Source organism: Pseudomonas sp. ChxA, assembly GCF_030263855.1.
In the GTDB taxonomy this organism is placed as follows: domain Bacteria; phylum Pseudomonadota; class Gammaproteobacteria; order Pseudomonadales; family Pseudomonadaceae; genus Aquipseudomonas; species Aquipseudomonas fluorescens_CB.
Window position 1 is genome coordinate 994,504 of sequence record NZ_JARPMK010000001.1, and the last position, 13,248, is coordinate 1,007,751.

Sequence of the window (13,248 nt, forward strand, 5' to 3'; positions counted from 1 at the left end):
AACCCCGATGAACACGTCAATGAGCCGCAGGCCTGTTTCAGCGCGATACGCGCTGGGATTGGTCACTGCCAGCCTGCTATCGCTTTCTGTACAAGCCGCCAACCTGACCCGTGATAACGGCGCCGCCGTGGGTGACAACCAGAATTCACAAACCGCCGGTGCCAATGGCCCAGTGCTGCTGCAAGACGTGCAGCTCATTCAAAAACTGCAGCGCTTTGACCGTGAGCGCATCCCGGAGCGTGTGGTTCACGCCCGTGGCACCGGCGCCCACGGTACCTTTACCGTCACCGATAACCTCAGCGATCTGACCAAAGCCAAAGTCTTCGCGGCCGGTGAAGCCACCCCGGTGTTCGTGCGCTTCTCGGCGGTGGTGCACGGCAACCATTCCCCGGAAACCCTGCGTGACCCACGCGGTTTCGCCACCAAGTTCTATACCAGCGAAGGTAACTGGGACCTGGTGGGCAATAACTTCCCGACGTTTTTTATCCGCGACGCCATCAAGTTCCCGGACATGGTCCATGCGTTCAAACCGGACCCGCGCACTAACCTCGACGACGACTCACGTCGTTTTGACTTCTTCTCCCATGTGCCAGAGTCCACCCGCACACTCACCGAGTTGTATTCCGACTCCGGCACGCCAGCCAGTTATCGTGAAATGGACGGTAACGGTGTACATGCCTACAAGTTGATCAACGCCAAGGGCGAAGTGCATTACGTCAAGTTTCACTGGAAGAGCCTGCAGGGCATCAAGAACCTTGACCCCAAGCAAGTGACTGAAGTGCAGGGGCGTGACTACAGCCATATGACCAATGACTTGGTTACCCATATCAATAAAGGGGATTTCCCCAAGTGGGACCTGTATGTCCAAGTATTAAAACCTGAGGACTTGGCCAAGTTTGATTTCGACCCGCTGGACGCCACTAAAATCTGGCCGAACGTACCCGAGCGCAAAGTCGGGCAAATGGTGTTGAACCGCAACCCGGCCAACGTCTTCCAGGAAACCGAGCAAGTGGCCATGGCCCCGGCCAACCTGGTGCCGGGCATCGAGCCGTCGGAAGACCGCCTGCTGCAAGGCCGGGTGTTCTCCTACGCCGACACGCAGATGTACCGCCTGGGGCCGAACGCCCTGCAACTGCCGATCAACGCACCCCGTGTCACCGTCAACAACGGTAACCAGGATGGCGCAATGAACACCGGCAAGACCACCACGGGCGTGAACTACCAGCCAAGCCGTCTGTTGCCGCGTGAAGAGCCGCAAGCCGCGCGTTACAGCCAGTCGGCGCTGTCGGGCAGCACCCAGCAGGCGAAGATCCAGCGCGAGCAGAACTTCAAGCAGGCCGGTGACTTGTACCGCTCCTATAGCAAGAAAGAGCGTCAGGACTTGATTGAAAACTTCGGCGGCTCCCTGGCCACCACCGATGACGAGAGCAAGCACATCATCCTGTCGTTCCTCTACAAGGCTGACCCTGAGTACGGCACTGGCGTGACCAAGGTGGCCAAAGGTGACTTGGCGCGCGTCAAGGCGCTGGCAGAAAAACTGACTGACTGACGTTGGTGACGGTCGGCGCCCGCTGATGGGCGTCGACCCCTGGCAGGAGAAAAAACCATGCGAATTTCTATCGGTTTACTGATGGCCATGCTGGCCTTTGTCGCGCATGCCGAGTCGCCCGACCCGGTCGCGCTCAAGGCACAGTTACAAGACTATTATTTTGACGCCGCCCGCCGTGGCGACATTGCCATGCTCAACACCTTTATCGAATCCGGCTACAGCCTCAACACCCAGGACGACAAGGGTTACACCGCGCTGATCCTCGCCGCCTACCACGGCCAGGCGCCGTTCGTGGAGCGCCTGCTCAACGCCGGCGCCGACGCCTGTGTACAGGACAAGCGCGGCAACACTGCATTAATGGGCGCGATCTTCAAAGGCGAGCTGAAAATCGCCCAGCGCCTGCTCGCCACCGACTGCAACCCCGACCAGCGTAACGGCGCCGGGCAGACCGCCGCCATGTACGCCGGGCTGTTCAAGCGTGTTGAGTTGCTGGATGAGTTAAAGGCCAAAGGTGCCGACCTTAACGCCGAAGACCCGATTGGCAACAGCGCTTCACGTTTGGCCAGTGGTGAAATCCGGACCCCGGCGCCGCGCTGAGCTATCATCGCGGTTTTTCGGTTGGAGGTTCTCAAATGGCAAAGGCCAAGCGCATGTACGGCTGCACGGAGTGCGGCGCGACCTTTCCCAAGTGGGCCGGCCAATGCACCGAGTGCGGCGCATGGAACACCCTGACGGAAACCATGATCGAAAGCGGCGGCGCTGCTGCTCCCACCGGCCGTGCCGGCTGGACTGGGCAGCAGGCGCAGATCAAGACGTTGGCCGAAGTCAGCGTTGAAGAAATTCCGCGTTTTTCCACCGCGTCCGGCGAGCTGGACCGCGTACTGGGCGGCGGGCTGGTGGACGGCTCGGTGGTGCTGATCGGCGGCGACCCCGGCATCGGCAAATCGACCATCCTCCTGCAAACCCTGTGCAGCATCGCCAGCCGCATGCCGGCGTTGTACGTCACCGGTGAAGAATCCCAGCAGCAAGTGGCCATGCGCGCCCGTCGCCTGGGCTTGCCCCAGGATCAACTGCGGGTCATGACCGAAACCTGCATCGAAAGCATCATCGCCACGGCCCGCATCGAAAAGCCCAAGGTCATGGTGATCGACTCGATCCAGACGATTTTCACCGAGCAACTGCAATCGGCACCCGGCGGCGTGTCCCAGGTGCGCGAAAGTGCGGCGCTGTTGGTGCGCTATGCCAAGCAGAGCGGCACGGCGATCTTCCTGGTCGGCCACGTGACCAAGGAAGGCGCGCTGGCCGGGCCGCGGGTACTTGAGCATATGGTCGACACCGTGCTGTATTTTGAAGGCGAATCCGATGGCCGCCTGCGTTTGCTGCGGGCGGTGAAGAACCGCTTTGGTGCGGTTAACGAATTGGGCGTGTTCGCCATGACTGACCGAGGCTTGAAAGAAGTCTCCAACCCTTCGGCGATTTTTCTGACCCGCGCCCAGGAAGAAGTCCCCGGCAGTGTGGTGATGGCGACGTGGGAAGGCACCCGCCCGATGCTGGTGGAAGTTCAGGCACTGGTGGATGACAGCCACTTGGCCAACCCGCGGCGGGTCACGCTCGGCCTGGATCAGAACCGATTGGCGATGCTACTGGCGGTGCTGCACCGTCACGGCGGCATTCCTACCCACGACCAGGACGTGTTCCTCAACGTGGTCGGCGGGGTCAAGGTGCTGGAAACCGCTTCCGACTTGGCGCTGATGGCGGCGGTGATGTCCAGCCTGCGCAATAAGCCGTTGCCCCATGATTTGCTGGTGTTTGGTGAGGTTGGCCTGTCGGGTGAAGTGCGCCCGGTGCCGAGCGGCCAGGAGCGTTTGAAGGAAGCAGCCAAGCACGGCTTCAAGCGTGCGATCGTGCCCAAGGGCAATATGCCGAAGGAATCGCCGCCGGGAATCAAGATTATTGGCGTCACGCGCCTGGAACAGGCGCTGGATGCCTTGTTCGAGTAATCAGTACCACTGCAAAACCAATGTGGGAGCTGGCTGTTAGATTTCCAGCAGCGCCGCTAACTCACGGTGCAGCTCTTCCTCATCTCCGAGGTTCAGCTCGATCAGCCGCCGCAAATGGCTGATCGACTCCAGGTCAATGTGCTCACACACAAACCCCAACTGCCCATGATCATCATGGGCCAGTTTTACCTGCATCTTTATATGCGCCTGCGGATCCAGACGGATATCCACATCAAACGGCTGAGCGCGATTGCCCTGCCAATCATCAGGGCGCTGCACCAACAAACCTTTTAGCGACAGGTCCACCAATTGCACCGGCGAATTCCAGCCGTTTTGCGCAATGGTCGTTCGGGCATCAAAGGCAATACGCCGGAAACGGCGCCGATCTGACGGGTGTACGCTCATGGTCAAACCCTCTGGAGATAAGGGGATTGTAGCCCCGCGCCATTACCGGGCTTTTATTTCTGCTTTTTTTGCTGTCGCAAGGCTCTAGACCAACGTAGGGGGGTGGCCTTTAAGGCCAACAGCGCTAAACTCGGGCTGGCTGTCCTTTCTGTCCACCCTGGCTGGAATATAAAAATGAAAAATAATAATAGCCTGCTACGCCACCTACCCTGGCTGGTGCTGGCAATTGTAGGAGCGTGCGCCCTGGGCGTAGTGGCCTTGCGCCGCGGCGAGGCGATCAACGCCTTGTGGATTGTGGTTGCTGCTGTGGCCATCTACCTGGTTGCGTACCGTTACTACAGTCTGTTCATCGCTAACAATGTGATGCAGCTCGACCCACGGCGGGCCACCCCCGCAGTGCTCAACAATGACGGTCTGGACTATGTGCCGACCAACAAACACATTCTTTTTGGTCACCACTTTGCGGCGATTGCCGGTGCAGGTCCGCTGGTCGGCCCGGTGCTGGCGGCGCAAATGGGCTACCTGCCCGGCACGCTTTGGCTGATTGCCGGCGTGGTGCTGGCCGGTGCGGTGCAGGACTTCATGGTGCTGTTCCTGTCCACTCGTCGCAATGGCCGCTCCCTGGGGGACATGGTTCGCGAAGAAATGGGCCGCATTCCGGGGACCATCGCGCTGTTTGGTTGCTTCCTGATCATGATCATCATCCTCGCGGTGCTGGCGCTGATCGTGGTCAAGGCCTTGGCCGAGAGCCCGTGGGGCATCTTCACGGTGATGGCGACCATCCCGATTGCGATGTTCATGGGCGTGTACATGCGTTACATCCGCCCGGGCCGGATTGGGGAAATCTCGGTCATCGGTGTGCTGTTGCTGCTGGGTTCTATCTGGCTGGGCGGGCAAATCGCCGCTGACCCGGTGTGGGCCAAGGCCTTCTCGTTTACCGGGATCCAGATCACCTGGATGCTGGTGGGCTATGGTTTCGTCGCAGCGGTACTGCCGGTGTGGCTGATCCTGGCACCGCGTGACTACCTCTCTACGTTCTTGAAAATCGGCACCATCATTGCCCTGGCGATCGGCATCCTGGTCACCATGCCAGAGCTGAAAATGCCGGCCCTCACCCAATTCATCGACGGCACCGGCCCGGTCTGGAAGGGCGGCCTGTTCCCGTTCCTGTTCATTACCATTGCCTGCGGTGCGGTTTCCGGTTTCCACGCGCTTATCTCTTCGGGCACCACGCCCAAGCTGCTGGATAACGAAGTCAACTCGCGCTACATCGGTTACGGCGCAATGTTGATGGAATCGTTCGTGGCGATCATGGCCATGGTTGCCGCTTCGGTGATCGAACCTGGCGTGTACTTCGCCATGAACAGCCCGGCTGCGGTTGTCGGCGCGGACGTGGTAACTGTGGCGCAAACCGTCAGCAGCTGGGGTTTTGCAATTACCCCGGAAGCCTTGACGGCGGTGGCCCATGACATCGGTGAAACCACTATCCTGGCGCGAGCCGGTGGTGCGCCGACCCTGGCCGTTGGTATCGCGCAGATCCTGCACAGTGTGCTGCCGGGTGAAAACACCATGGCGTTCTGGTACCACTTTGCGATCCTGTTCGAAGCCCTGTTCATCCTGACCGCAGTTGACGCCGGCACCCGTGCCGGACGCTTTATGCTCCAGGATCTGCTCGGCTCCTTCGTGCCGTCGCTCAAGCGTACCGAGTCCTGGACCGCCAACCTGATTGCTACCGCAGGTTGCGTGGCGATGTGGGGTTACTTGCTGTACCAAGGCGTGATCGACCCGCTGGGCGGCATCAACACCTTGTGGCCGCTGTTCGGTATCTCCAACCAGATGCTCGCCGGTATCGCGCTGATGCTCGCGACCGTTGTGCTGATCAAAATGAAGCGCCAGCGCTACATTTGGGTGACGATGCTGCCAGCGGTCTGGCTGCTGATCTGCACCGTGACCGCAGGCTTCATCAAGCTGTTCGACGCTAACCCGGCGATCGGCTTCCTGTCGCTGGCCAAGAAGTACAGCGATGCCCTGGCCAACGGCCAGATCCTCGCGCCGGCCAAGAATATCGACCAGATGCAACACGTGATCTGGAACGCCTACACCAACGCAACGCTGACGGCGCTGTTCCTGTTCGTGGTCTTCAGCATCCTGTTCTATGCGCTCAAGGTCGGCGTCGCCGCCTGGGGCAACAAAGAACGCACGGACAAAGAAGCCCCGTTCCAGGCTGTACCGGACGCGTAAACGAGGATTGCAACCATGTTCAATGACATCAGTCGCCTCGGTAAATACCTCGGTCAGGCCGCGCGCCTGATGGTCGGCATGCCCGACTACGACACCTACGTCGAGCATATGCAAACCAAACACCCGGACAAACCGATGATGGACTACAAGGCGTTCTTCCGCGAACGCCAGGAAGCCCGTTACGGTGGCAAGGGTGGGCCCAAGTGCTGCTAGCCCGGTAATCGGGTTAGCGCTTCCCCCTGTGGGAGCAAGGCTTTATGTGGGAGCTGGCTTGCCTGCTCCCACATGGGTCTGCTCCCACATTTGTTTCTGTGTTCCTTCAAGGAGAATTTTTTGTCCTCTCCCATCCCCGTCACCATCCTCAGCGGCTTCCTCGGCGCCGGCAAAACCACCTTGCTGCGCCACCTGCTCAAAGCCGAGCACGGCCTTAAAATCGCCGTGATCGAAAACGAATTCAGTGATGCCGGCATCGACACCCAGCTGTTGGGCGCCGAACCGGTGCAAGTCATGACCCTGTCCAACGGTTGCGTGTGCTGCACCATCCACACCGACCTGACCAAAGCCCTGTACCTGCTGCTCGAACGCCTGGACAGCGGCGAAATCGCCTTCGACCGCCTGGTGATCGAGTGTACCGGCCTGGCCGACCCTGCGCCCGTGGCCCAGACCTTTTTCATCGACGAGGAGCTGCGCGAGCGCTACATCCTCGACGGCATCATCACCTTGGTGGACGCGGCTCACGCCGAGCATCACCTGACCCAGACCATTGCTCAGGCCCAGATCGGTTTCGCCGACCGCCTGCTGGTGAGCAAGCGCGACTTAGTGGACGAAGCGACTTTCGACGCCCTCAGCGAGCGCCTGACCCGCATCAACCGCCGCGCGCCGATTCGGGTGGTTGACCATGGCGCTATCGACCTGGCCGAGCTGCTCGACGTACGCGGCTTCAACCTCAATGCAGGCATGAGCCTGCGCCCGGTCAGTGCCGCGCCGTCCATCGACCGCATTTCCAGCCTGGTGCTGCGCACCGACCAGCCGCTGGATATTGATCGGCTCAGCGAGTTTATGAACGAACTGCTGGAAGACCACGGCAAACAACTGCTGCGCTACAAAGGCGTGCTGAATATTGCCGGGGAAGACCGGCGCATGGTGTTCCAGGGCGTGCTCAAGCTTTACGGTTTCGATTGGGACACCGAGTGGGCCGAGGGCGAGGCGCGCGAAAGTGTGATTGTGTTTATTGCCGATGAGTTGCCGGAAGGCAAAATCCGCGAAGGCTTCGCCCGGGTCTACCAACCCTGACTTGAAATGCATTCAAAATGTGGGAGCTGGCTTGCCTGCGATGGCGGTGGGTCAGCTAATGATGTGCCAACTGACAGGCCGCTATCGCAGGCAAGCCAGCTCCCACATTGAACCGTATTTCAATTTGAGAACGGCCATAAAAAAGCCCGGCTCAAGAGCCGGGCTTTTTATTCAAGCAACTGCAATCAAGCGCCGTACACCGGCAGCTTTTTGCAGATGGCCTTGACCTTCTCACGGACCGCGTCGATCACGGCTTCGTTGGAAAGGTCAGCCAGGATGTCGCAGATCCAGCCGGCCAGCTCTTTGCACTCTGCTTCTTTAAAGCCACGAGTGGTCACAGCCGGGGTGCCGAAGCGCAGGCCGGAGGTGACGAACGGCGAACGTGGGTCGTTCGGCACGGAGTTTTTATTCACGGTGATGAAGGCTTTGCCCAGGGCGGCGTCAGCATCTTTACCGGAAATGTCCTGCTTGATCAGCGACAGCAGGAACAGGTGGTTTTCAGTACCGCCGGACACTACGTCAAAGCCGCGCTCGATAAACACGCTGGCCATGGTCTGGGCGTTCTTCACCACTTGTTGCTGGTAAGTCTTGAACTCAGGCTGCAGGGCTTCTTTGAAGCAGATCGCTTTGGCGGCGATGACGTGCTCCAGTGGGCCGCCTTGGGCGCCTGGGAATACCGCGGAGTTGAGCTTCTTCTCGATCTCGGCGTTGGCGCGCGCCAGGATCAGGCCGCCACGTGGACCGCGCAGGGTCTTGTGGGTAGTGGTGGTCACTACGTCAGCGAATGGCACCGGGTTCGGGTAGACGCCAGCGGCGACCAGACCGGCTACGTGAGCCATGTCCACGAACAGGTACGCGCCAACCTTGTCGGCGATTGCGCGGAAGCGCGGGAAGTCGAGGATCTGCGAGTAGGCAGAGAAACCGGCCACGATCATTTTTGGCTTGTGCTCAACGGCCAGGCGCTCGACTTCGTCGTAGTCGATCAGGCCATTGGCATCGATACCGTACTGAACGGCGTTGTACAGCTTGCCGGAGGAGGAAACGCTGGCGCCGTGGGTCAGGTGACCGCCGTGGGCCAGGCTCATGCCCAGAATGGTGTCGCCGCCTTGCAGCAGGGCCAGGTACACGGCGCTGTTGGCTTGGGAGCCGGCGTGTGGCTGGACGTTGGCGTAATCGGCGCCGAACAGTTCCTTGGCACGGTCGATGGCCAACTGTTCAACCACGTCGACGTACTCGCAACCACCGTAGTAGCGCTTGCCTGGGTAGCCTTCGGCGTACTTGTTGGTCAGAACCGAACCTTGAGCCTCCATCACCGCAGGGCTGGTGTAGTTTTCCGAAGCGATCAGTTCAATGTGCTCTTCCTGGCGCACGGCTTCTTGCTGCATGGCAGCGAAGAGATCGGCGTCGTACTTGGCAATAGTCAAATCACGGCTGAACATGGCGGTCCTCAAGGATCGGGGGCAGAAAAGGAAGGCATTCTAACTCAATGGGTTTTAGATGGCATATGAAAGGACATCATGTCGCGGACAAGTGGGGCTCATCCAGGGATGGGCGGTGCCTGTACTGGCCCTATCGCAGGCAAGCCAGCTCCCACACCTGAAGGTGTTCACAATTCAAAATGTGGGAGCTGGCTTGCCTGCGATGCGGCCATCAGCCCCACCACTGGGCTTCAGTCGAACATGAACAGCGCGTCGTTACTGAACTGCGCCTCAAACCGATTCGCCGGCATCGGCCGCCCAAACAGATAACCCTGCACCTCGTCGCAACCATGCTCACGCAGGAAATCCAGTTGCTCATGGGTTTTCACACCCTCGGCGATCACCGCCAGGTTAAGGCTGTGGGCCATGGCGATAATCGCGCGGGCAATTTGCGCGTCCTGCTCGCCGGACGGCAAACCGTCGACAAAGGTGCGGTCGATCTTCAACACATCAATGGGGAATTGCTTGAGGTAGTTGAGCGATGAATAACCGGTGCCGAAGTCGTCCACTGCAATGCTCAGGCCCAGGTTTTTCAGGCTGGCGAGGATCTGCATGGCCTCGTTGACTTCGCGCATCAGGATACTTTCGGTCAGCTCCAGCTCCAGGCACGCCGGCGGCAGGCCGGTGTCCTTGAGAATGGTTGCGATGCGTTCGCCCAACTGCCCATCCGAAAATTGGCGCGCCGAGATGTTCACCGAGACTTTCGGCACGCGCACCTTGTTCTGGTGCCAGGTCTTGAGCTGGCGGCAGGCTTCCGCGATCACCCAGTCGCCCACGTCCACCACCAGCCCCAATTCCTCCAGCACCGGAATGAAATCCCCCGGCGGCACCAGACCACGGCGTGGGTGACGCCAGCGCAGCAAGGCTTCGGCGCCGGTCAGGCGCTTGCCGTCGCCGCTGAACTGCGGTTGGTAATACAGCACGAATTCGTTCTGGTCCAAGGCATGGCGCAGGTCGCTTTCCAGCTCCAGACGCTCCAGGGCGCTGGCGTTCATGTCGGCTTGATAGAACTGGAAGTTGTTCTTGCCGCGCTCCTTGGCGTGGTACATCGCCGTGTCGGCGTTTTTCATCAGTTGGCTCAGCTCGTTGCCGTCCTGCGGGCTCAAGGCGATGCCGATACTGGCGGTCACAAAGAACTCGCGGCCCTCCAGCACAAACGGCTTCACCAGGCTCGCCAGGATCTGCTCGGCCACGGTAATTGCGCGGTTCAACGCCATTTCGCGGCTGACCCGCGGTTGCAGCAGCAATGTGAACTCGTCACCGCCCATGCGTGCCACGGTGTCGTCTTCGGCCACGCAGCCCAGCAGGCGGGTGGCCATTTCCTTGAGCATGCGGTCGCCGGCGGCGTGGCCCAGGGAATCGTTGATCGGCTTGAAGCGGTCGAGGTCGAGGAACATCAGCACCACCCACGACTTCTGCCGCTCGGCCGACTGCAACGCGGTGTGCAGGCGGTCCTGGAACAGCGTGCGGTTGGGCAGGTGGGTCAGGGCGTCGTAATACGCCAGGCGGTGGATGCGCTGTTCGCTGGCCTTGCGCTCGCTGATGTCGCTGAAGAAACACACGTAGCTGGCCAGGTCGCCTTCATCGTCGAACACGGCGGTAATGCCGACCCAGGCCGGGTAATGCTCGCCATTGCGGCGCTTGAGCCACACTTCGCCTTCCCAGGTGCTGTGCTGATGCAGCTGCTTGAGCACGTAACGCAGGTGGGCTTCCTGCTGTTCGTCCACCGTGAGCATGTTGGGCAACTGGTCGAGCACATCCGCCACGGCATAGCCGCTGACCCGGCTGAACGCCTCGTTGGCCTGCACGATATAACCGGCCGGGTCGGTGATCAGGATCGCCGAGGTTGAGTGCTCGAATACCGTGGCCGCCATTCGCAAGTCTTTTTCGGCGCGGCGTTGCTGGCTGATATCACGGCCCACGCCAAGGATGCCTTCGAACGCGCCGTGTTCGTCCCACACCAGCACCAGGCGCAGCTCGATTGGCACTTTGCGGCCATCGGCGCGCAGGCAGTCGAACAGGAACAGTTGCGTGTGCACGTCATCGCGCAGCGTATTAAGCGCGACGGGGTCGCCCAAGGCACGGCTGACCTGTTCCACCAGGCTGTAAATGCCGGCCAATTGCTGTGGGTTGGCGATGATCGACTGCCAGCCGTTCTTGAACACCCAATCGACGTCATAACCCAGCACGGCATTCACCGACGGGCTGATGTAGTTGAGCGCCAACTGGCTGTCGGTGGAGCAGATCACGTCGCTGATGCTTTCGGCCAGCATGCGGTAGCGCTGTTCGCTGTCACGCAGCGACTCGCTGGCTTCGATCTGGTCGGTGATGTCTTTGGCTACACCGATGATGCGCGTGACCACCGCGGTTTTGTCCCGCGCCAGCGCTTGCTCGCGGATATCAAAGCGCCGCCACTGGTTATTGCGATGGCGAAAGCGCAGCTGGCATTGCAGTTGGGTGGTGTAGCCGACCTCGCGCTGTTGCAGGCGTAAGTCGTGGTAATACTCGGCATCCTCGGGGTGTAGCAGGATTTCCCAGAAGTACTCGCCCATTTGCTGCAGTTCGGCCTTGTTGTAGCCGAGGGTGTGGCCCAAATGGTGGTTGCTGAAGATCATGCGCTGGCTGATCACGTCCTGCACATACAGGTGGTCAGGCACGGTGCGCACCACGTCCGACCAGAAACTTTCGCGCTCCACCAGCGACAGCTCGATCAGCTTGCGGCTGGTGATATCGCTGATGCTGAGGATCACGGCCTTGAAGTCGTCCTGCTGCTCCGGCAGGCGCATCACCAGCCATAGGTACTGATCGTTGCCGGCGACGTCATTGAGCTGGATTTCCAGCTCCAGCTGTTTTTGCTGGGTCAGCACCGCCTCAAGCACTTGATAGCCGATGGCAGTGGCGTTGCGTGGGCAATCATCGATCAGGCGTTCCCAGGCTTCCTCGCATGAGCCTACATTCAATAGGCGCACGGCCACCTGGTTGACTTCGGTAATGCGCAACTCCTTAAGCAGTTGCTGGCGTTCTGCGGCATTGTTGTGCAACCAGGCCTTTAGTTGCTCGCGGGTTTGCACGTGGGACTTGTCAAAAAACGCCTTGAGCCCAGACAGGTCCAGCACGCACAGGGCCACGCCGGTGCCTTCGAAAATGTCCTGATAACGCCGGCGGCCTTCATGCACCTGGCGCTGGCGGCGGCGCATGTTCAGCAAAACGATCAGCGGGATCAGCGAGAACGCCAGGCCCAGCAGGCATTTACCGATAAACGCCGGCAGCAGTTGTTCCAGCACTGCGCTGCGGTCGAACAGCCCACGCAATTGCCAGTCGCTTTTGCTCAGGGGCGTAACCAGTACGCTTTTGTTCAACTCATCCGGCGTCAATGCCGTGGCCCACTGTGCTGGCATGCCATTGTCACGGCTGATCACACGGTGGTTCAGGCGGTTTTCGATGGCCCACATCGGCCGCTGGCCCTGGCCGTCCTGGCGGGTGAGGTTGCTCAGGTAGTTGGGCGCCAGGCGCAAGGCCCAGTACATTTTCGAGCCGCCACTGGGCTGCTGCAGCAACAAATAGATCAGGGTGCCGTCGGGGTTGTTGCTCAGGTAATAAGGTTGCGAGTGGCTGCGCTGCACTAGTTCTTCGAGCCAGGCGCGGTCCTGGCTGTCTTTGGCGCTGTCACTGATCAGCGCGCCGCTGGGGGCGAGCAGGGCAAAACTGCGCAGCTCCGGCAGCGAACGTTGCAAGGTGCGCATCAAGGCTTGTTGCTGTTCCTCGTTGCGCGGCGGCTCGACCATCGGCAGCAGGTTCAGGGCGATTTTGGCGCTCAGGGCCATGTTCAGGCTGATTTGTTCAGCCAGGTCGGCGCTGTAGTCGATGGTGTATTGCTGTTGGTTTTTCTGGTTTTGCTGCAGTTGGTCCAGCAGTTGCCAGAACAATAACGCCAGCAGCACCAGCACCAGCATCGCCAACGCGCCTTTAAAAGTGCCGTGCAGGGGCGCGCCCGGCGCTATATGAGCGGCGCGCAGGGGCGTTGGCGGCGTGACTTTGGACAAGCTGTGATCCTGCGGTTTGGCTGGACTGGCGCGCGACGTGCACTATAAGCCGGACGCCCGGAGGGCGGCTAGCATGCCTTGCCTTGTGGCAAAGTGCCAGCCCCGGTTGGCTGGACTGCCCAAGCGCATTCAGGTAGCTTTGCCGGTTACGCGGGGGCGTTCCAGCCCCAGACATTCAGGCTTTTCCCGCTCGCAGGCATTGATGATAGTCAACGGCCCGCGCGGCGCATGGCCTGCAC

General features: G+C 60.3%; 9 protein-coding genes. 6 read left to right on the forward strand and 3 right to left on the reverse strand.

The window, feature by feature from the left end; genetic code table 11:
- Nucleotides 1-7 precede the first annotated feature (7 nt).
- From P5706_RS04425 to radA, 3 genes are read left to right on the forward strand one after another with little or no spacing between them, the layout of a single operon-like run.
- The gene (locus tag P5706_RS04425; RefSeq protein ID WP_200431475.1) at nt 8-1,549 is read left to right on the forward strand and encodes a catalase; all 1,542 of its coding nucleotides are present in this window, start codon (nt 8-10) and stop codon (nt 1,547-1,549) included.
- A 57-nt stretch (nt 1,550-1,606) separates the two neighbouring features.
- Nucleotides 1,607-2,146: an ankyrin repeat domain-containing protein gene (locus P5706_RS04430; protein WP_285678641.1), complete on the forward strand. Its 540-nt coding sequence runs from the start codon at nt 1,607-1,609 to the stop codon at nt 2,144-2,146.
- A 35-nt stretch (nt 2,147-2,181) separates the two neighbouring features.
- The gene (radA, locus tag P5706_RS04435; RefSeq protein WP_056858224.1) at nt 2,182-3,549 is read left to right on the forward strand and encodes a DNA repair protein RadA; all 1,368 of its coding nucleotides are present in this window, start codon (nt 2,182-2,184) and stop codon (nt 3,547-3,549) included.
- A gap of 36 nt (nt 3,550-3,585) precedes the next feature.
- On the opposite strand, the gene P5706_RS04440 is transcribed toward radA, so the two are convergent.
- Nucleotides 3,586-3,954 carry a PilZ domain-containing protein gene (locus P5706_RS04440; RefSeq protein ID WP_200431477.1) on the reverse strand — a complete coding sequence of 123 codons (369 nt, stop codon included), beginning with the start codon at nt 3,952-3,954 and terminating at the stop codon, nt 3,586-3,588.
- Between the two features lie 174 nt (nt 3,955-4,128).
- Here P5706_RS04440 and P5706_RS04445 point away from each other — a divergent pair, with 174 nt between their 5' ends.
- The 3 genes from P5706_RS04445 to yjiA all read left to right on the forward strand — a co-directional run bounded on the left by P5706_RS04445 (nt 4,129) and on the right by yjiA (nt 7,488).
- The gene (locus P5706_RS04445; RefSeq protein ID WP_056858228.1) at nt 4,129-6,195 is read left to right on the forward strand and encodes a carbon starvation CstA family protein; all 2,067 of its coding nucleotides are present in this window, start codon (nt 4,129-4,131) and stop codon (nt 6,193-6,195) included.
- Nucleotides 6,196-6,210: 15 nt separating this feature from the next.
- Nucleotides 6,211-6,408 carry a YbdD/YjiX family protein gene (locus tag P5706_RS04450; protein ID WP_003176208.1) on the forward strand — a complete coding sequence of 66 codons (198 nt, stop codon included), beginning with the start codon at nt 6,211-6,213 and terminating at the stop codon, nt 6,406-6,408.
- 72 nt (nt 6,409-6,480) lie between these two features.
- Nucleotides 6,481-7,488 (forward strand): GTPase, encoded by a 1,008-nt coding sequence (yjiA, locus tag P5706_RS04455; RefSeq protein WP_200431479.1) that lies wholly within the window; start codon nt 6,481-6,483, stop codon nt 7,486-7,488.
- 185 nt (nt 7,489-7,673) lie between these two features.
- Here the strand turns inward: yjiA and glyA are convergent, their stop codons facing one another.
- Together glyA and P5706_RS04465 are read right to left on the reverse strand one after the other, a co-directional pair.
- The gene (gene glyA, locus P5706_RS04460; protein WP_200431480.1) at nt 7,674-8,927 is read right to left on the reverse strand and encodes a serine hydroxymethyltransferase; all 1,254 of its coding nucleotides are present in this window, start codon (nt 8,925-8,927) and stop codon (nt 7,674-7,676) included.
- Between the two features lie 230 nt (nt 8,928-9,157).
- Nucleotides 9,158-13,009 carry a sensor domain-containing protein gene (locus tag P5706_RS04465; RefSeq protein ID WP_285678642.1) on the reverse strand — a complete coding sequence of 1,284 codons (3,852 nt, stop codon included), beginning with the start codon at nt 13,007-13,009 and terminating at the stop codon, nt 9,158-9,160.
- Between the last annotated feature and the right edge of the window lie 239 nt (nt 13,010-13,248).